The 18480-nt window shown below is 73.2% G+C and carries 17 protein-coding genes and 1 pseudogene; 7 read left to right on the top strand and 11 right to left on the bottom strand.

Going from position 1 to position 18480, the window contains the following annotated elements:
• Window positions 1–12 precede the first annotated feature (12 nt).
• Window positions 13–699 (top strand): response regulator transcription factor, encoded by a 687-nt coding sequence (locus AB0J97_RS43490; protein WP_364100860.1) that lies wholly within the window; start codon window positions 13–15, stop codon window positions 697–699.
• A gap of 31 nt (window positions 700–730) precedes the next feature.
• Here the strand turns inward: AB0J97_RS43490 and AB0J97_RS43485 are convergent, their stop codons facing one another.
• Window positions 731–1438: an alpha/beta hydrolase gene (locus AB0J97_RS43485; protein ID WP_364100856.1), complete on the bottom strand. Its 708-nt coding sequence runs from the start codon at window positions 1436–1438 to the stop codon at window positions 731–733.
• Window positions 1439–1519: 81 nt separating this feature from the next.
• Between AB0J97_RS43485 and AB0J97_RS43480 the strand changes: the two genes are divergently transcribed.
• Both AB0J97_RS43480 and AB0J97_RS43475 read left to right on the top strand, forming a co-directional pair.
• Entirely contained in the window at window positions 1520–2467 is a 948-nt protein-coding gene (locus AB0J97_RS43480; protein ID WP_364100848.1) for a YafY family protein, read from the top strand.
• A gap of 146 nt (window positions 2468–2613) precedes the next feature.
• Complete coding sequence (locus tag AB0J97_RS43475) at window positions 2614–2964, top strand: hypothetical protein (protein ID WP_364100845.1); 351 nt, start codon at window positions 2614–2616, stop codon at window positions 2962–2964.
• A gap of 64 nt (window positions 2965–3028) precedes the next feature.
• Here the strand turns inward: AB0J97_RS43475 and AB0J97_RS43470 are convergent, their stop codons facing one another.
• Entirely contained in the window at window positions 3029–3304 is a 276-nt protein-coding gene (locus AB0J97_RS43470) for a hypothetical protein (RefSeq protein WP_357700467.1), read from the bottom strand.
• Window positions 3305–3540: 236 nt separating this feature from the next.
• On the opposite strand from AB0J97_RS43470, the gene AB0J97_RS43465 reads away from it, so the two are divergent.
• Entirely contained in the window at window positions 3541–4203 is a 663-nt protein-coding gene (locus AB0J97_RS43465) for a hypothetical protein (protein WP_364100842.1), read from the top strand.
• A 10-nt stretch (window positions 4204–4213) separates the two neighbouring features.
• Here AB0J97_RS43465 and AB0J97_RS43460 read toward each other — a convergent pair whose 3' ends face one another.
• From AB0J97_RS43460 to AB0J97_RS43420, 9 genes and pseudogenes are all read right to left on the bottom strand, one after another.
• The gene (locus tag AB0J97_RS43460; protein ID WP_364100839.1) at window positions 4214–6913 is read right to left on the bottom strand and encodes a hypothetical protein; all 2700 of its coding nucleotides are present in this window, start codon (window positions 6911–6913) and stop codon (window positions 4214–4216) included.
• A gap of 84 nt (window positions 6914–6997) precedes the next feature.
• Window positions 6998–8692: a SulP family inorganic anion transporter gene (locus AB0J97_RS43455; protein WP_364100836.1), complete on the bottom strand. Its 1695-nt coding sequence runs from the start codon at window positions 8690–8692 to the stop codon at window positions 6998–7000.
• Window positions 8689–9030: a metalloregulator ArsR/SmtB family transcription factor gene (locus tag AB0J97_RS43450; protein WP_357700459.1), complete on the bottom strand. Its 342-nt coding sequence runs from the start codon at window positions 9028–9030 to the stop codon at window positions 8689–8691. The genes AB0J97_RS43455 and AB0J97_RS43450 overlap by 4 nt, the downstream gene beginning before the upstream one ends.
• Entirely contained in the window at window positions 9030–9248 is a 219-nt protein-coding gene (locus AB0J97_RS43445; RefSeq protein WP_357700457.1) for a hypothetical protein, read from the bottom strand. Before AB0J97_RS43445 ends, AB0J97_RS43450 begins: the two co-directional genes overlap by 1 nt.
• Before the next feature lie 145 nt (window positions 9249–9393).
• Window positions 9394–10749, bottom strand: a complete 1356-nt coding sequence (locus tag AB0J97_RS43440) for an amino acid permease (protein ID WP_364100832.1) — start codon at window positions 10747–10749, stop codon at window positions 9394–9396.
• A 141-nt stretch (window positions 10750–10890) separates the two neighbouring features.
• Entirely contained in the window at window positions 10891–11679 is a 789-nt protein-coding gene (locus tag AB0J97_RS43435; protein ID WP_364100830.1) for an enoyl-CoA hydratase/isomerase family protein, read from the bottom strand.
• Complete coding sequence (locus tag AB0J97_RS43430) at window positions 11676–13229, bottom strand: AMP-binding protein (protein ID WP_364100925.1); 1554 nt, start codon at window positions 13227–13229, stop codon at window positions 11676–11678. The genes AB0J97_RS43435 and AB0J97_RS43430 overlap by 4 nt, the downstream gene beginning before the upstream one ends.
• Before the next feature lie 62 nt (window positions 13230–13291).
• On the bottom strand, window positions 13292–13921 hold the full coding sequence (locus AB0J97_RS43425; protein WP_364100827.1) for a TetR/AcrR family transcriptional regulator: 630 nt from the start codon (window positions 13919–13921) through the stop codon (window positions 13292–13294).
• A gap of 9 nt (window positions 13922–13930) precedes the next feature.
• A pseudogene (locus tag AB0J97_RS43420) lies at window positions 13931–14218 on the bottom strand (helix-turn-helix transcriptional regulator); the annotation flags it as partial.
• A gap of 113 nt (window positions 14219–14331) precedes the next feature.
• Between AB0J97_RS43420 and AB0J97_RS43415 the strand changes: the two are divergent.
• The 3 genes from AB0J97_RS43415 to mgtA are packed head-to-tail and all read left to right on the top strand — an operon-like array spanning window position 14332 to window position 18439.
• Window positions 14332–15510 (top strand): serine hydrolase domain-containing protein, encoded by a 1179-nt coding sequence (locus AB0J97_RS43415; protein ID WP_364100824.1) that lies wholly within the window; start codon window positions 14332–14334, stop codon window positions 15508–15510.
• A gap of 60 nt (window positions 15511–15570) precedes the next feature.
• Complete coding sequence (locus tag AB0J97_RS43410; RefSeq protein WP_357700445.1) at window positions 15571–15918, top strand: metalloregulator ArsR/SmtB family transcription factor; 348 nt, start codon at window positions 15571–15573, stop codon at window positions 15916–15918.
• Complete coding sequence (gene mgtA, locus AB0J97_RS43405) at window positions 15902–18439, top strand: magnesium-translocating P-type ATPase (protein WP_364100820.1); 2538 nt, start codon at window positions 15902–15904, stop codon at window positions 18437–18439. The genes AB0J97_RS43410 and mgtA overlap by 17 nt, the downstream gene beginning before the upstream one ends.
• The last annotated feature ends 41 nt before the right edge of the window (window positions 18440–18480 follow it).

Raw genomic sequence — 18480 nt, 5'->3', positions numbered from 1 at the left:
TCAGGAGGTTCCGTGCGGGTCGTGATCGCCGAGGACAACGTTCTGCTGTCCAGCGGGCTGAAGCTGCTGCTGGCGGCGAAGGGCTGCGAGGTCGTGGCGGTCGTCGGCGACGGGGAGGCGTTCCTCGACGCCGTCGCCGAACATCGCCCCGACATCGCCATCGTGGACGTGCGGCTGCCGCCGTCGTTCCGCGACGAGGGGATCCACGCCGCGCTGCGGGCCCGCCGTGAGCACGGCGCGCTGCCGATCCTGGTGCTCTCGCAGTACGTCGAGCGCGAGTACGCCGGCGAGCTGCTCTCCGACGGCCGCGGCGGCATCGGTTACCTGCTCAAGGACCGGATCGGCCGGGTGGCCGAGTTCGTCGACGCCCTGCGCCGCGTCGCGGCCGGCGGCACCGCCATGGACCCCGAGGTGATCGCCCAGCTCTTCGCCCGCCGCCCCGACGACCCCCTCGCCGCCCTCACCGCCCGCGAGCGGGAGTCCCTGGCGCTCATGGCGCAGGGGCACGACAACGCCACCATCGCCGAGCGGATGCGCATCTCCGACAACGCCGTCCACAAGCACATCGGCAACGTCTTCGCCAAGCTCGGCCTGGCCCCGGACGACTCCGGCCACCGCCGCGTCCGGGCCGTGCTCGCCTACCTGGACGGCACCTCCCCTCCGGCCGAGCCGGACCCCGTCCGGGGGACGCGGCGCTGACCAGGCCGCACCCGGCGGCCCGGCCGGGTCGTCAGAGCAGCGCGGCGAGGTCGTCCGGGCGCGAGAACATCGGCCAGTGGCCGGTCGGCAGCTCGACGAAGGTCCATTCGGGCGTGCCGAGCGGGGCGAACGCCGGGTTCCCCGAGGCGATCAGCTCGTGGATCAGCGCCACCGGCATCGTCGAGGCGACCATGGTCTTCGGCGTCGCCGGGATGTCCTGAGGCCGTTCGATCGGCTGGGTGACCGCGCCCCACGGGTGCGGCGTCGCCCTCTCGCGGACGCGCTCCCAGTCCTCCTCGGTCAGTCCGTCGAACCTGCCCGCCCCCCGCTCGTAGGCGGGCACGTCGAGCGCATAGCCGTCGCCGACCTGGGCGCGCCAGGCCTTCTGGGTGACCTCGTCGTTGAAGTCGATCACCGCCACGCCGGACGGCAGCGACGCGGTGTCGACGTACACGATCCGGGCGATCCGCTCGGGGTGCCGGTCGGCGACCGCGGTCACCGGGACGTTCGCGCCGCTGTGCCCGACCAGGACGACCTCCTCCCATCCGTCCATCGCGGCGAGGATGTCGGCGACATGCGTCTCCACGCCGACCTCCGGCGACAGTTCCGCGGCCCGCTCGGCCACCCCCGTCAGCGTGACCGCCCGCACCCGGTGCCCGGCGGCGCGCAGCCTCTCCGCCACCTGGTCCCAGGCCCAGGCGCCGAGCCAGAGTCCGGGCACCAGTACGTAGTTCGCCATCTCTTCGTCCTTCCAGTGAGCCGATGTCGCTACGCTAAAGCCGAAAGCGGACAGAATCCGCCCGGATCAAGTGGGTGACCTGTGTCATATCCGGCGACCCGGATGCTGGCGATGCTCGAACTCCTCCAGGCGCACCACGTCCTGGGCGGCAGGGACCTGGCGCAGCGGCTCGGCGTGGACGAGCGGACCGTCCGGCGCTACGCCGCCCGGCTCGCCGACCTGGGCATCCCGGTCGCCGCCGAGCGCGGCCGCTACGGCGGCTACCGGCTGATGCCCGGCTACAAGCTGCCGCCGCTGATGCTCACCGACGACGAGGCCACCGCCGTGGTCCTCGGCCTGCTCGCCGGACGCCGCCTGGGCCTGGCCGCCGAGGCCACCGAAGCCGCCCTGGCCAAGATCCGGCGGGTGCTGCCGGCCACGCTGCGGGAGCAGGCCGGCGCGCTGGAGGAGACCCTGGACTTCACCCTCGCCGAGCGCGCGACGCCGACGCCCGCGAGCCGGGCCGTGCTGACCCTGGCCGCCGCGATCCGCGACCGCCGCCGGGTCACGCTGGCCTATCGCTCCTGGAAGGGCTCACGAACCGAACGCGAACTGGACGGCCACGGCCTGGTCCTCCACTCCGGCCGCTGGTACGTCACCGGCCTCGACCACCTGTCCGGCGAGATCCGCACCTTCCGCCTCGACCGGATCTCGTCCGTCGTCCCCGGGACGGCGTCCTATGAGATCCCCGAGGAGTCCGACCCGGTGCGGCAGGTCACCGCGTCGCTGGCGCGGGTGCCGTACGCGCACGCGGTCGAGGTCCTTCTGCACGTCCCCCTGGCCGAGGCGGCCCGTCGCATCCCGCCGTCGGTGGCCACGCTCACCGGCGCCCCGGACGGGACCCTCCTGCGGATGCGCGCCGAGTCGCTGGACGGCATGGCCGCCATGCTCGCCGGGCTCGGCTTCCCGTTCACGATCCGGTCGCCGCGCGAGCTGGGCGACGCCGTTCGCCGGCTGGCCCGGGGCCTGCTGGAACAGGTCCAGGAGTGAGGCCGGGCTGACCGCCTCGCTGACGCCGCCCTAATGGGCCAGACGAGTTCGTCCGGGTCCGTCCGACCTGCTGTTGGACACCCCGGCGGGCCCGCTTCCGTGGTTCGCGAGGCAGCCGACCGGGCCGCCCGCACCGAAGGAGAAGCATGGACGCATCCAGCGCACCGCGCGGCCTGACCAGGACGATCACGGCGGCCCTCGCCGCCGCCGCGCTCACCGCCGGGCTCGGGCTCGCCGCTCTCGCCACGGCCGCGCCCCCGGCCCGGGCGGCCGGCCAGCCGGGCCTGGACCGGCTGCACGCGTACTGCCAGAGCCTGGGCCACCTCAACTCGGTGGCCCAGAACCCCAAGTCGGTCTGGAGCTGGCGCTGCGTCGGAGTGGACGGCACCATGCACGGCATCAACATGCACGACGCCTGCCGCTGGCAGCACGGCGCGGGCCTGTCGCACGCCGCGTTCCACGACGAGCGCAACGCCTTCTCCTGGTACTGCTACTGACCGGGGGACACGCCGCCCCGCCCGCGCCCCGGCACCCGCCGGTGGCGCGGGCGGGAGCGCCGCGTCAGTTCGCCTGCCTGCCGGTCACCAGCTCGACCAGGTGCACCAGCACCTTGCGCCCGATGTCCCTGACCATCTCGGGCTCCCGTTTCCCGAACGCGGCCGCGACCTCCTCCGGGGTCCGTCTCGCGTCCTCGTTCGCGATCTCCCGGATCGTCGGCACGGCGCCCCTCGGCAGATCCGGAAGCCGGCCCTTGGAGTAGCGCACCCTGAGCGCGCGATGGGCGGTCGGCTGATCGGTCACGATGAAGTGGAATGTCGGCGCGCCGGTGTCGTCCATGAAGACCTCCTAGCGTGGGGTGCCCTCGACGGTAGGAAGCGCCTCGGGGGCGGGTCCACGAACAATCACCGGCGGGAACCTGACACCGGGCCGCGCGAAGCCGCCGGACCGCGTCGCCGGTCCCGGGCCATTGACAGGGCTGATATCCAGGCTGAAGCGCGTTCGCGCCGGCCCGTCGCGCGTCCACCGGCCATGAGCGACCGCGACAGCCGTCGAGAAGGGAATTCCTGCCACCGGTGGCCCTCCATGTCGCGGTCGTCGACCCCCTGCCCATGTACCGCGAGGGGGTCGCCGCAGTCCTGTCCGCGGCGGGTCATCGCGTCGAGGCTCCGGCGGAGGTGCTGGCCTGGGTACGGCAGGTCCAGCGCGGCGTGGTGCTGCTGACCCTGGAGCACGAGCGGGACTGGGACGTCCTCGGCCGGCTGCGTGACGTGGCCGCGACGCACGCCGTGATCGCGCTGATCGGCGAGGAGCCCGCCGTACTGGGGACGCGGGCGGTACGGGCCGGCGCCCGGTCGGTGCTGACGCGCGACGTGGCGGCGGGCGTGCTCAGGCGTACGGTGGAGGCGACCGCCGAGGGGCAGGCGGTGCTGCCCGCGGTCGTGGCCACGGCCCTAGCCACCGGCGCACACCGGACGGGCGGGGACACGAAGCCGCCGAGTCCCCGGCAGTTGTCCTGGCTGCGGCAGCTCGCGGAAGGCTCGACCGTGGCGCAGCTCGCCGGACGGGCCGGCTACTCCGAACGCGCCATGTTCCGGCTCCTCCAGGCCCTCTACCAGGAGATGGGCGTCGCCACCCGCGTCCAGGCGATCGTCCGGGCACAGGAACAGGGGTGGTTCGGCGCGGGGACGGGCCTCTCAGAAGACCTCGGCACCGGGCCCGGCCGGGTACGGCGCTGAGCGGCCCGGCTCAGGCGGACGGCTCCTCGAAGGTCAGGACATCGCAGACCGGTTGCAACCGTCCGGGGGTCCGGCCGTACCCGTCGAGCTGCTTCAGCAGGAACAGCAGGCGGCCCACCAGCCCCGGGGTGGCGCGTGACGTCCTGTCGCGCGCCACGAGGAACGCGTGCATGGCCCCGGCCAGGGTGTCCTCGCTGTTCAGGTGGAGGCCGCAGAGAGCGAAGCCCTTGAAGTTCCAAGCGGTGACGTCGTCCTCGTCTCGTTCGATGCGCCGGTTCGTCTCGTCCAGAAGCTCGCGGAACAGCCTGACCGCGTCGCCGGCCTGGCCGGACCGGGCGAGCGAGACCAGCGCCCGCAGGGCCGGGGTGAGCAGCGGACGGCCGACATAGCGGTATTGGGCGGCGCTCTCGATCTGCTGGAAGGCGTCGGCGAGGTCGTGCCGGGCCAGGTGGATCTGGCAGAGGGTCGTGCGCGCCCGCAACAGGATGATCGGATCGTTGTACCGCCGGGCGAGCTCCACCGCCTTCTGCGCCGCCCGCATCGCCTCATCGTCGTCGTGTCCGAGCCGTGCCTGGGCGATCCCGTCCTGGTAGCGGCTGTGCAACCAGTCCTCGTCGTGTCCGGTCAGCCTCTGCTCGACGGCCATGAGGGCACCTTCCGCGGCCGCCAGATCGCCGAGCTCGGCGTGCCAGCGGGCCAGCTTCAGGTCGATGGAGACGCTTCCCGACAGGGCGAGGGCGTCGTCGGTGTCGGGATATCCGGTCGTTCCGGGCACGGCGCGTGCTTCTTCGGCGTACTGGATGGCCCTGTCGTAGTCGCCCCATTGACGATGGCAGTCCGCCAGCCCTTCCAGCGCGCTCATCCGGACCGGCAGCAGGGCGAGGTGTTCCTGCCGGCCGCTCTGGGCCAGCTTGTCGTGTTCGTGAAGCACGCCCTTGTAGTGTTCGCCGGCGTTCTTCGCGTCCCGGTTCCACCAGTACGCTGTCGCGAAGTTGGCCCGGACCCGCATGCGGCCGGGCACGTCGTGCCGGTCGTCGGCTTGCTGGAGCGCTCTGCCGTACGCCTCGCTCGCCTTGTCGAAATCGCCGCCGGAGGCGTAGATGTCCCCGAGCGCGGTGTCGTTCTCCAGCTCCCGCTCGGCGTTCCCATCGACGAGCCTGCCCCGCAGCCTCTCCCGTGGCTCGCGCAGCAGGAACGCGCAGTGCCGCTTGCGCAGCTCGCGATCGACGACCTCGATCCGGTTGTAGGCGGACTGCGGGCTGCCCGCCCGGATGTAGGCGCGCATCCCGGCGAGGTGCAGGCGCAGGTGCTCGACCGTCCGCGGGGACGACACGCGGCGGCCGGCGAGCACGCCACCGGCGTCGGTCAGCAGCTTCTTCTGCCTCGCCCCGACGGGTCCGTCCTCGCCGGGCAGCCCGGCCCAGGCCCGCTCCTCCTCCGACAGGGCCAGGCAGTACTCCCCGTCGCGCGTCCTGTCCGCCACGCGTTTGTCCACCAGCCCCGCCAGGATGTCCCGCACGTCGCCGAGCCGGAGCCGGGTCCCGCCCTCCGCCTGGCCGAGCAGTTCGCGCACCGCCTCCGCGTCCACGGCGGTCCCGAAGGCGTCGAGCGCTTCGAGGATCGCGCGCTCTCCCGGGTCCAGGCCCCGCATGAGCCTCTCGATGAGGAATTCGGGCATTCTCCGGGTCTTCTCGTCCAGCTTCTTGAACAGCTGGGTGGTGTCGTCCTGCGGCGACTGGGCGACGACGCAGGCCAGCTCCGCCAGGCGGAGGTTGCCTCCGAACAAGTCGTAGTACTTGTCCGCCGCCCGGAGCATCGTGCGTTTCTGGTTGGTCCGGTCGCCGATGAAGGTGAGGAAGAACGTCCGCTCCAGCCCGCCCACCTTGATCGGCGCGTGAGCCGCCCATCGGCCTGGTCCTGCGGTCTTCGGCGGTACCCGCGTCACGAGCACCACGGCGACGCGATGGCCCTCGTCAGCGGCGAGCACCTCGAACACCGAGCTCAGCTCGGGATCGGCGAGCTGCCGGGTGGCCGGGTCGAGCAGGTTCTCCGCGCGCTCGACGACGATCACCGCCGGAGTGTTGCCGATCCTCTCCAGGCACGCTCGCACGTGATCGGCGGGCGGCGCGTCGCCGACCTCGGACCATCGCACCACCCCGTCGCCCTGCAGCGCTTCGAGGTCGGCGATCAGCGTCCTGGCGTCGAGGCCCAGGCCGGGAACGGCCTCGTGGCGGAAGATCGTCGGCAGCGGACCGGCCGATGCGCCCGCCAACTCGTCCACCACCCGGTCCACGAGCATCGTCTTACCGACTCCCCGTTCTCCCGTCACGACGACGACGCCCCACGGCCCCTGAGTCAGCCGGGTCAGGAGAAGGGCCTGCTCGTCCTTGCGATCGATGATGGCGCTTCGGTGAATGGTTCGCGGAGACCGGCCCCCGGTCGTGGGGGGCCGTTCGGGCTCCCGCCGTTGTTCCGGCTCCACGGACGTACGCCGCGCCCGTTCCTTCTTGTCCCCGGCCAGGGTGACGAACAGGCTGACGACTCCGGCGACAGAGCCTCCGATGCCGGCCAGCCAGCCCACGGGTTCCGCCCAGGGCACATTGTTCTTGTCACCCACGAACGACCACCAGCCCGCCAGGACGCCCCAGGCGACGAGCGCCACCAGGAGTGCGGCAAGGCCGATGAACGGTAACTTCCCCTGCTTGCCCATACGGCGCACCCCGTCATCATCACGCCAACCCGAGTGACGGAAAAGTCAGGTTCATGCCACCTGGTCCGCAGATGCCGGCGGGGTTCAGCCGGTGGCGGAGGGCAGGACGCCGGTCCGGTGGAGATGGCGGCGGGCCGCCGCGATGGCCTCCGGCGTGGAGGCGAACACCTGCCCCGCCTCGTCCAGCCGGGCGATCGTGCCCAGGGCGCGCAGTGGCCGGTGATGGCCGTCCCGGATGCCGGAGACGTACACGATGATGCCGCGTCGTTCCAGGCGGGTGATGGCGTCGCCGAGCACCAGGGCGCCGCTGGCGTCGATCGTGGTGATGCGGGACATGCGCAGGATGATCACCGAGACGTCGGCGACCTCCGACAGCTCCAGCAGGAAGCGGTGCGCCGCGGCGAAGAACAGCGGCCCGTCCAGCCGGTAGGCGACGATGTGCTCGGCCAGCAGCTCGTGCTCTTCGGCGTCGTGGTCGTCCGGCAGGTCGGCCCGCAGGGGCACGGTGTCCAGGCGGACGTCGCGGGCGATGGCGCGCAGCGCGAGCGCCCCGGCCACGATCAGGCCGAGGATGACGGCGGTGACCAGGTCCAGGACGAGCGTGGCGATCGCGGTCGAGGCCAGGACGACGGCGTCGGCGCGGGTGGACCGCAACATCGCGCGCACCGAGCCGACCTCGACCATCCGCGCCGCGGTGGCCAGCAGCACGCCCGCCAGGGCCGCCAGCGGGATGCGGGCCACCAGGCCGGCGGCGGTGAACACGATCACGCCCAGGATCGCGGCGTGAGCGAGCGCGGCCAGCCGGGAGGAGGCGCCCGCGCGCACGTTGACCGCCGTACGGGCGATCGCGCCGGTGGCCGGGACCCCGCCGAACAGCGGGGCGATCAGGTTGGCCACGCCCTGGCCGAACAGTTCGCGGTCGGGGTCGTGCCGATGGTTGACGCTCATGCCGTCGGCGACCGCGGCCGACAACAACGACTCCAGCGCGGCCAGCGCGGCCACGGCGAACGCGGGGGCGACGAGGGAGCTCAGCGCGGCCACGTCCAGGAACTCCAGGGACGGCGCGGGCAGCCCCGCGGGCAGGGCGTCGATGCGCGCCACCGGCAGGTTCACCAGCTCCGCGACGAGGGTGGCGGCGACGACGGCCAGCAGCGAGAACGGCACCGAGGGCCGGAGACGCCCGCCGACCAGGATCAGCGCCGCCACCGCCGCGGTCATGGCGAGGGCGGCCCAGTTCGGACGGGCGGCGAAGTCGCGTATCGCCTGCCAGGCCACGGCCAGCACCTTGTCGCCCTCGGGTGTGGGAACGCCGAGCGCGGCGGGCACCTGCTGCATGCCGATCACACAGGCGATGCCCAGGGTGAACCCCTCCACCACCGGCGCGGGCACCAGCATCATGAACCGGCCCGCCCGCGCCAGGGCCAGGCCGAGCAGCAGCAGCCCGGCCAGCACCCCCACCGTCAGCACGCCGGAGGCGCCGTACGCGTGCATGATCGGCACCAGCACCACCGTCATCGCCCCGGTCGGCCCGGACACCTGCAGCGCGGAGCCGCCGAAGACGGCGGCCAGCGCGCCGGCCACCACCGCGGTGGCCAGCCCCGCCTGCGCGCCCAGCCCGCTGGAGATGCCGAAGCCGAGCGCCAGCGGCAGCGCCACGATCGCCACGGTCAGCCCGGCCAGCAGGTCACGGCGCGGATGACGGCCGAAGGCGGCCAGATCGGCCCGGGCGGGCAGAACGGGGCGCAGACGGGCCCAGCCCGCCCGGAGCACTGAGGTCACCGTTCGCCGGCCTCCGACTCGAGCAGCTCGTTCAGCAGCGCGTGCCGGCCCGAGAGCTTGGCCTGGAGCAGGTGACGGGCGGCGCGCAGCAGCTCCGCGACGTCCCCGCCGGACAGCGCGTAGACGACGGTCGATCCGTCGCGGCGCGCGGTGACCAGCTCCGAGCGGCGCAGCACCGCCAGATGTTGCGACAGGCCGGCGGGCTCCACCTCGATCTCGGCCAGCAGGTCGCGCACCGGCATCGGCCCGTCCTGGAGCAGCTCCAGGACGCGGATGCGCACCGGATGCCCCAGCAGGCGGAACAGCTCGGCCTTGGCCTCGTACAGAGGGACGGACATCAGCGCGACTCCTCTCCCTCCGCGGCCTGGCGGGCCGGGGCGGGATCGGGGCTCCGGTCCGTGTCCACCCCGTGTGCGCGGGCCATCCGCAGCACCTCGTCCAGCCCTCCGGCGGCCGCCAGCGCCGCGTCGGCGTCGCCGTCCTGTTCGGCCGCGTGCAGCGCGCCGGCCGCCTCATCCACCCGGCGCCGGATCGCCGCAGCGAACGCCTCGCTCACCCCTGGTCCCCGCCTTCTGCCGACGTCCGGCGCGACTCCGCACCAGCCTTTCGGACATTAGTGTTCAACAAATTGCGAATCTTCGCAACTTCTATACTGGCCCGCTCGGGGCTCGTACAGAGGGAACCGGCGGTGATCAGGGGGGTCAGACGCCTGGACGTCGCGCCACCGCGGCGGCGTCGGCGGGCTCCTTGCGGCGTGACCTGATCTCGTAGGCGAGCAGGGTGCCGCCGACGGCCACGGCGACCGCGCCGACGACCGGCAGCGCCTCCGCGGAGGAGGCGACCGCGGCGAACGCCAGGACCAGCAGCGCCACCACGACCCGGCTCAGCCAGGGGAAGCCCCACATCCGCAGCCTGAGCAGCTCGGGCGACTCGGCCTCCATACGGCGGCGCAGCCGGAGCTGGCTGAGCGCGACGAAGACGTAGAGCAACAACACCAGCAACCCGGCGGTGTTGATCAGCAGGTCGAAGGCGTCGTCACCGGCCGCGCTCGCACCGGCCATCAGGGCCAGCGCGAGCACGGCGCCGCCGAGCAGCGCGGGCGCGGGGACGCCGGACGCGCGCACCCGGCCCGCCGCGGCGGGGGCGTCGCCGCGGGCGGCCATGGCACGCAGGACGCGCGAGGCGGCGTACAGCGCGGCGTTCATCACCGACACGACCGCGACCAGGACGACCCAGGTCATCAGCGTCGCCGCGCCGGGGACGCCGAGCGCGGCGATGGCGGTCGCGAACGGGCTGTCGGCGCCGTTGGCCGGGACCCGGTCCCACGGCACGACCGCCAGGATGACCAGCACCGAGCCGACGTAGAAGATCAGCACCCGCCAGACCACCCGCAGGGTGGCCCGCGCGACCTCCTTGGCCGGTTCGGCCGACTCTGCGGCCGCGATGGTGACGATCTCCGCGCCGAAGTAGGAGAACAGCACGGTGACGAGGGCGGTGAGGACCGCGCCCCAGCCCTTGGGGGCGAACCCGCCGTGCCCGGTCAGCGTGGCGAGCCCGGCCCCGGCCCCGGCGGACGGCCACAGGCCCAGGACGTACAGCGCCCCGGCGGCGAGGAACGCCACGATCACCACGACCTTGACCGAGGCCAGCCAGAACTCGGTCTCGCCGAACAGCCGCACCGAGACCAGGTTGGCCGCGGTGAGCGCGGCCAGCAGCGCGACGGCCGTCGGCAGCACCGGGATGCCGCCGGACAGGGAGTGCAGCAGCTTGGCCCCCGCCACCCCCTCGAACGCCACCGCGACGATGGCGAACAGCCAGTAGCACCAGCCCACCAGGAACCCGGCGCGCGGGCCGAGTGCGGTACGGGCGTAGTCGGCGAACGAGCCCGCCGAGGGCCGGGCGGCGGCCATCTCGCCGAGCATCCGCATCACCAGGATGACGATCAGGCCGCCCAGGGCGTAGGCGACCAGCGCCGCCGGGCCGGTGTCGGCGATCACCTTGCCGCTGCTGACGAACAGGCCGGCGCTGATGACGCCGCCGAGCCCGATCATGGTCATGTGCCGTCGTCTGAGTCCGCGGTGGAGCGATCCTCCGCTGTCGTGCCCGGTCATTGGCGTTCGGCTCCCTGCTGTTCTCGGAAAGGGGAGGTCGGACCCCGGCCCATGGGCGGGCCGGGGTCTCATTGATCGCGAGGACGGTCAGTTTCCGCGGTAGACGGCGGGACGCCGCTCGACGAAGGACCGGACGCCTTCGAGCACGTCCTGGCCGCGCAGGCAGGCCAGCAGCCCTTCGGTCTCCAGGTCGAGCACCTGTTCCAGGTCCAGCTCCCAGACCCGCCGCATGGCCTTCTTGATCAGGCGTACCGGGGTGGGCGCGGCGGCGGCGACGCGTTCGGCCAGCTCCAACGCCGTGTCGAGCAGGTCGGCGTCGGGGACCAGGCGGCTGACCAGCCCGGCCCGGTACGCCTCGGCGGCGTCGACGGTCTCGCCCGACAGCAGCAGGTCCACCGCGCGGCCGTGGCCGATCAGGCGGGGCAGGGCGTACAGGACGCCGTTGCTCGGGAACAGGCCGCGGTGCACCTCCTTGAAGGCGAACGAGGCGGCGTGGCCGGCCAGCCGCAGGTCGCTGGCGATGGCCAGCTCCACGCCGACGCCGACCGCGATCCCGTTGACCGCGGAGATGATCACCTTGGGGTGGGCGGTGAAGCGGCGGGTGAGGTCCTGGAGCGCGGCGATCCGTTCGACCAGGTCGGCGTCGGACCCGGCGGCCAGTTGCGCGCCGGCCTCCTTCAGGTCGGTGCCGGCCGAGAAGGCGCGGCCGGTGCCGGTGAGCACGACCGCGCCCACCGCGTCGTCGCGGGCGGCTTCGTCCAGGACGGCGACCAGCTCGCCGTAGGTGCGCTGCCGGAAGGCGTTGAGCACCTCGGGCCGGTCGAAGGCGACCACCAGGGCCGAGCCGGCGCGGCGCACCCGCAGATCGGTGCTCATCGGTCTTCCTCCCGGGAGTCGTAGGCGCCGCCGCGTCCGGCGGGCAGCAGGTGTTTGGCGACGCGCTCGGACGGCGTCATCGGGAACGCCTCGACGAACTCCACGTACCTCGGCGTCTTGAAGGCGGCCAGCCGCGCGCGGACGTAGGCCACCAGCTCGCGCGGCTCGACGGGCTCGGCGACCTGGACGAACGCCTTGACCTCCTCGCCGAACAGCTCGTCCGGCACCGGGACCACGGCGGCGGCGCGCACGGCCGGGTGGCCGGTCAGGACCGCCTCCACCTCGGCGGCGGCGATGTTCTCGCTGCCGCGCCTGATCATGTCCTTGAGCCGCCCGACCAGGTGGTAGTGGCCGCGCGCGTCCCGGTAACCGAGGTCGCCCATGGGGTACCAGCCGTCGCGCAGCAGCGGCTCGTCCCGGTTCCAGTAGCCGGTCAGCATCGGCGCGCCGCGGGCCACGATCTCGCCGACCTCGCCGTCCGCGGCGTCGGTTCCGTCCTCCCGGACGACCTTGGCCTCCTTACCGGGAACGGGCGACCCCATCGCGCCGGTGCCGACGCACGCGGTGTCCTCGGGCCGGACGGCCAGCACCACCCCAGCCTCGGTGCTGCCGTACGCCTCCCGCCAGGGCGCGCCCCAACGCTCCTCGATCGTGGCGTGCAGGGCGGGTGTGATCCCCGAGCACAGGACGAGCCGGACGCGGTGGGAGCGGTCCAGTCCGGCGTCGGGCGGCTGCTTGAGCAGCAGCAGCGGCATCGTGCCGAGGACGTAGAAGAAGGTGGCGCCGTGCTCGCGGACCGACGGCCAGAAGCCCGAGGCGGAGAAGCGCGGCAGGATCACCAGCGGGATGCCGGTCAGCAGGCACAGCACCGTGTTCCACTGCGGGTCCATGTAGTGGAAGGGCTGCGCGGTGAGGTCCACGTCGTCCGGCGTGACGGCGGCGACGTCGGCCGCGAGCTCGGCCAGGTGGAGCCAGTAGCGGTGGGTGAGCATGCAGCCTTTGGGAAAGCCGGTCGTGCCCGAGGTGTACTGGAGGTTGAGGAGGTCGTCCCAGCCGACGTCGGGCAGGTCGCGTAAGCCGGCCGCGACGGCCGCCTCGGCGCCCGCGTCGAAGGCGCCGGCCTGTACGGGGTCGGGTGCGGGCCCGGCGTCGGCGGGATCGAGCAGTCCGACCTCGCCGAAGTCCAGCGCGAGCAGCGCCTGCGCCGCGGCGGCCGAGCCGGCCAGGGCCAGCACCGGGCCGGAGTCCTTGACGATGTGAGCCAGGTCGGCGCTGCGGTAGCCCGGGTTCAGCGGGACGATCACCGCGCCGAGCCTGGCGATCGCCAGCCAGGCGACCGGGAACCCGACGCCGTTGTCCAGCATCACCGCGACCCGGTCGCCCCGGCGGACGCCGTGCGCGGCCAGCACGGCCGCCAGCCGGTCGGTGCGGTCCTCCACCTGCGCGACGGTGGTCTCGACCCCGGCGAAGCGGAACAGCACGCGGTCACCGTGGGCGACGGCCCGCTCCCGGAGCAACCCACCCAGGCCCCCCGCGACATGCCCGGCCACTCCCCCACCGAGCCCCCCGGCGACGTTCCCGGCAGCTCCCCCACCGGGCGGCGGCGCGGCGGTCACGCCCGCCGCCGGGTGGCCATGTCGAACATCATCGCCAGCTCGGCCGCGCAGTCGGCCAGGTCGATGGCCTCCTCGTCGAAGACCCACTGGAGCATCACGCCGTCGATCGCGCCCTGCACGGTGGCGGCCAGCGTGCGCGGCGAGAAGTCGCGGAAGTCGCCGCTGTCCTGGCCGCGCCGCAGGATGCCCTCCAGGTGGCGGCGGCACGGGTCGTACATGTCGGCGTTGAAGCGGCGTTTGGCCTCCGGCGATCCGAAGCTGCCCCAGATGTCCACCAGCGCGACGAAGTTGGCGCGGTTGGCCGCCATGAACTCGAAACTGGCCTCGATGAAGGCGCGCAACCGGTGCGGGGCGTCCGGCGCCCGGTCCACCCGGGCCTTGATGAACCGGTTGGTCTCGGCGAACAGGGCATTGACGACCTGCTGGATCAGTTCGTCCTTGCCGGCGAAATGGTAGGAGATCACGCCTCTGCTGACGCCGACGTCCTGGGCGATCCGGGCCAGCGACGCCTGGGGCAACCCGGTGCTGGCGATGGTGGAGATGGCGCCCTCCACGATCTGCCGTCGCCGGGCCTCCTCGATGAACGAGGCCTTCTTCTGGCTGTCCTGATCGATTTTTGACCGCATGGCCAGGATTCAAGCCTGACGGGCGTCGCGCGGCAAGCCCCGGCCGCCGACTGTGCGGTTTCCCCCACCCGGCACGGTTCCGCGTTCCTCCCCGGGCCGGCCGGTCGCCGCCAGGTAGTGCAGCACCGCCAGCACCCGCCGGTTGCCGGCCGCCGACGCGGGCAGCCCCAGCTTGGCGAACACCGCGGTGACGTGCTTCTCCACCGCGCTCAGCGACACGAAGAGCCGGTCGGCGATGCCGGTGTTGGACCAGCCCTCGGCCATCAGGGCAAGCACCTCGCGCTCTCGGGGGAGCAGGGAATCGTCCCAGCCGGAAGCCTCGGGCATGGCGGCACCTCCTCGGTACGGGAAACCGCAGAATCCGGGCGAACCTCTTGTCTCACTCATACCATCTGGATTAAATCCTGGCCATGCGGTCAAAAATTCGCCACCAGGTTCAGAAATCTCGCCTGTTCGCCGCCGTCCTGGCCGGCGTGGTGCTCAGCAGCGGGCTCGCCGCCCCGGCCCTCGCCCGGACGGCCCGCGTCCCCGCCGCGGCCCAGGACGCCACCGACGAGCAGCTCCGCTGCTTACTGGACGGCGTCGTCAAGCCGCCCGTGCCCGGCGCGATCCTCACCGTGACCGGCCCCGGCCGCAGCTTCGACGGCGCGGCCGGCGTGTACGAGCTCGGCGGACGCCCCCTGCGCCCCTCCGACGCCTTCCGGGCGGCCAGCGTCACCAAGACGATGACCGCGGCCGTCGCCCTCCAGCTCGCCGAACGCGGCGACCTGCGCCTGGACGCCCCCATCGGCAGGTACCTGGACCGGAAGCTGGTCGCGCGCATCCCGTACGGGTCGCGCATCACCGTCCGGCAGCTCCTGGACCACACCGCCGGCCTGTACGACTACGTCGGGGACGAGAAATGGTTCCAGTACGTGCTCGACCACCCGGACAAGACCTGGAAGCCCCTGGAACTGGTGGACTGGGCGCTGCGCTCGGGCAAGCCCTACTTCGCGCCCGCCAAGGGCTACCACTACTCCGACACGGGCTACGTCCTGGCCGGGCTGGTCATCGAGAAGGCCGCCCGCAAGCCGCTGCACCAGGTGTACCGGTCGATGTTGCTGCGTCCGCTGAAGATGGACCGCACCTACCTCGAACACCCGGAGGCGCCCCGCGGCCCGCGCGCCCACAACTACCTCGGTGAGCGTGACACCTACGACTTCAACCCGACGTTCGACACGTTCGGCGGGGGCGGCCTGGTCTCCACGGGGGCCGACCTCAACCGGTTCATGCGCGGCCTGTTCGAGGGCAAGGTCTTCAAGCGCCCGGCGACGCTCCGGACGATGTTGCGCAGCACCCCGCAGAGCGTCAAGGCCGGCTCGCCGTACGGGCTGGGCATCGCCCGGCTGACGGCGACGGGCGACGCGGCCTACGGGCACAGCGGCTTCTTCGGCGCGTTCCAGGTCTACGTGCCGAAGAAGCGGGTGGCGGTGACCGGCTCCCTCACCCAGTCGGAGATGGTGACCAAGAAGCAGAGCAGCCGGTTCATCGAGAGCGCCCTCCGGCTGGCCGTCGGCAGACCGCCCGCCGACCTCTGCGAGGGCCGGTAGCGGCCGGGGCGCCGGCCGCCGCGCGCCTAGACTTGTCACCTGTCCGAAAAAGGAGTGAAGGTGGCCGGCACAACGACCCCTGACCCGCCCGCCGAGGTGCTGGCCGAGGCCGCGGCCGCCTTCGCGCTGCTGGCCTCGCCGCCCAGGCTGCACATCGTGTGGGCGCTGGCGCAGGGCGAGTGCGACGTGTCCGGGCTGGCCGAACGGGTGGGCGGCGCGCTGCCCGCGGTCAGCCAGCACCTGGCCAAGCTGAAACTGGCCGGCCTGGTCCGCTCCCGCCGCGAGGGCCGCAGGGTCGTCTACCTGATCGACGACGAGGACGTCGTGGCCACCGTGCGCGGCCTCGTCGGGCGGCTCTCGCAACGGGCCGGCGCCTCCGGAGGACGCGTCCATGGTCTGGGCGCCTGACGCGCCGACCAGGGCCGGCGGTCCGGCCACGCTGAGCCAGCTCCAGACCCTGCGCCTGCTCGACACCGGGCCACGCGGCCTGACGGAGGCGCAGGCCGAGGCCCGCCTGCTGGAACGCGGCGAGAACACGATCCCCGCCCAGCGGCCGGTGTCCTGGCCGCGCCGCCTGGCCCGCAGCCTGCGTGACCCGTTCACCATGACGCTGCTCGCGCTGGGGCTCGTCTCCGCCGCGATCACCTCCTGGGGGACGGCGGGCGTCATCGTCCTGCTGGTGGCGGCCAGTTGCCTGCTGCGCTCCAACGGCGAGTTCCGCGCCGACCGCTCGACCGCGGCCCTGCGCAGGCTCGTGGCCACCACGGCCACCGTGAGACGGCGCTCCCGCGACGGAGGCGAGCCGCGGGAGCGGGAGATCCCCGTCGACCAGCTCGTCCCCGGCGACGTGATCAAGCTGGGGCCGGGCGACCTGGTCCCCGCCGACGTACGGCTGTTACGGGCCGCCGGCCTGACCGTGCACCAGGCGGCGCTGACCGGCGAGTCCGCGCCCGTGCCCAAGCGGGCGCGCGACCTGCCCGAGGGGGACGACCATCTGTGCTGGCAGGGCAGCAGCGTGGCGTCCGGCAGCGCGCTCGCGGTGGTGACGGCCACGGGAGGCGGCACCCTGTTCGCCGGCGCCCACCACGCTCCGGCGCGCGGGCGTTCGGCCTTCGACCAGTCGGTGAACGGCATCTCCTGGATCCTGGTCCGGCTCATGCTGGTCATCCCGCCCGTGGCGCTGGTGGCCGGCGCGGTCCTGCGCGGCAAGGGGCTGGAGGCGCTGCCGTTCGCGGTGGCGGTGGCCGTGGGGCTGACGCCCGAGATGTTGCCGGTCGTGGTGACCACGGCGCTCGCCCGGGGAGCGGCGCTGCTGGCCCACCGGGGCGTGATCGTCAAGCGGCTGCCCGCGCTGCACGACGTGGGGGCGATCGACGTCCTGTGCATGGACAAGACCGGCACCCTGACGCGGGACCGGCCCGTGCTCAGCGCGTCCGTCGGCCCCGGCGGCGCGCCGGATCCCGAGGTGCTGCGCTGGGCGGCCGTCAACAGCTTCTGGACGCTGCACCTGACCGATCCCCCGATCCCCGACCCGCTGGACGAGGCGATCCTGGAGTGCGCGCCCGACCTGGGCGGCACCGAAGGGCTGGAGGCCACCCCCTTCGATCCCGCCCAGCGGCTCTCCCGCGCGGTGGTCCGGGACGGCGGCGCGAACGTCGTCGTGGTCAAGGGCGCCGTGGAGGCGGTGCTCGGCCGGTGCGCGATGAGCCCGGGTGATCGCCTGCGGGCGGGCGAGGTCGCCCGAGCCCTGGCCGAAGCCGGTGCGCGGGTGCTCGCGGTCGCCGTTGCCGATCAGCACGCCGATCAGCACGCCGAGCACTCCGCCGATCAGCACGCCGAGCACTCCGCCGGGCACTCCGCCGGGCACTCCCCCGGCGATCCCGTCGCGGAGGGCGGGCTGAGGCTCACCGGATTCCTCACCCTCGTCGACGAGCCGTCGCCGGACGCCGCCGCCGCGCTGGCGCTGCTGGCCCGCAGGGGCATCGCCCTGAAGGTGCTGACCGGCGACCACCCGGCCACCGCCGCCCGGACGTGCCGGGAGCTGGGCCTCGACGTGGGGGCGGTGATCGAGGCGGCCGACCTCACCCCCGCCGCCGCCGAACGGGCCACGGTGATCGCCCGCTGCACCCCGGACGACAAGGCCCGCGTCGTCCGGGTGCTGCGCGAGGCCGGGCACACGGTCGGCTTCCTCGGCGACGGCGTCAACGACTCGCCCGCCATGCGCGCCGCCGACGTCGGCATCTGCCCGCGCGCCGCCGTGGACGTCACCCGCGAGACCGCCGACGTCGTGCTGGCCGGCAAGGACCTGTCGGCGATCGACCACGCGATCGTCGCCGGACGGCGGAGCACCGGCAACATCGTCACCTATCTGCGCATCGCGCTGTCGTCCAACCTCGGGAACGTGATCGCGATGCTGGCGGCCGGGCTGGCGCTGCCGTTCCTGCCGATGTTGCCGGTCCAGGTGCTGCTGCAGAACGTCTGCTTCGACGTCGCCCAGCTCGCCTTCGCCTTCGACCGGGCCGCGCCGGCCGTCCTGCGGGGGCCGTTCGGGCTGCGTCCGCGCGGCATCCTCGGGTTCATCGCCGGTTTCGGGGCGCTCAACGCCGGCGTGGACCTGGCCACCTTCACCGTCCTGACCCAGGTCGTCGGCGTGGTCGACGAGCGGTCCTTCCACACGGGCTGGTTCATCGAGAATCTGCTCACCCAGGCCGTGATCATGCTGCTGCTGCGGCCCGTCGCCCCGGTCTCCCCGCCGCTGTGGCTGGCCGCGGGGTCGCTCGCGGCGATCGCGTTGCTGCTGCCGCTCTCGCCGCTGGCCGCTCCCGTCGGCCTGACCGCCCTGTCCGTCACGAGCTGTCTGTGGCTGGCGCTCGTGGCCGTCCTGTACGGCGGGGTGCTCGCCGTACTGAACCGCCGCAGACAGTTGTAGAGTTGCGCAATGTAGCAACCGTCATGCCGGGCCGGACCGCT

It is taken from the genome of Nonomuraea sp. NPDC049607, assembly GCF_040675375.1.
Lineage (GTDB): Bacteria > Actinomycetota > Actinomycetes > Streptosporangiales > Streptosporangiaceae > Nonomuraea.
This window is presented reverse-complemented; position numbering and strand designations above follow the sequence as displayed.

What these genes read in the sequence shown, in the direction of transcription:
- AB0J97_RS43485 (WP_364100856.1), bottom strand. Translation starts at nt 1,438, where the DNA reads ATGGCGAACTACGTACTGGTGCCCGGACTCTGGCTCGGCGCCTGGGCC.
- AB0J97_RS43475 (WP_364100845.1), top strand. Translation starts at nt 2,614, where the DNA reads ATGGACGCATCCAGCGCACCGCGCGGCCTGACCAGGACGATCACGGCG.
- AB0J97_RS43470 (WP_357700467.1), bottom strand. Translation starts at nt 3,304, where the DNA reads ATGGACGACACCGGCGCGCCGACATTCCACTTCATCGTGACCGATCAG.
- AB0J97_RS43460 (WP_364100839.1), bottom strand. Translation starts at nt 6,913, where the DNA reads ATGGGCAAGCAGGGGAAGTTACCGTTCATCGGCCTTGCCGCACTCCTG.
- AB0J97_RS43450 (WP_357700459.1), bottom strand. Translation starts at nt 9,030, where the DNA reads ATGTCCGTCCCTCTGTACGAGGCCAAGGCCGAGCTGTTCCGCCTGCTG.
- AB0J97_RS43440 (WP_364100832.1), bottom strand. Translation starts at nt 10,749, where the DNA reads ATGACCATGATCGGGCTCGGCGGCGTCATCAGCGCCGGCCTGTTCGTC.
- AB0J97_RS43435 (WP_364100830.1), bottom strand. Translation starts at nt 11,679, where the DNA reads ATGAGCACCGATCTGCGGGTGCGCCGCGCCGGCTCGGCCCTGGTGGTC.
- AB0J97_RS43425 (WP_364100827.1), bottom strand. Translation starts at nt 13,921, where the DNA reads ATGCGGTCAAAAATCGATCAGGACAGCCAGAAGAAGGCCTCGTTCATC.
- AB0J97_RS43415 (WP_364100824.1), top strand. Translation starts at nt 14,332, where the DNA reads ATGCGGTCAAAAATTCGCCACCAGGTTCAGAAATCTCGCCTGTTCGCC.
- mgtA (WP_364100820.1), top strand. Translation starts at nt 15,902, where the DNA reads ATGGTCTGGGCGCCTGACGCGCCGACCAGGGCCGGCGGTCCGGCCACG.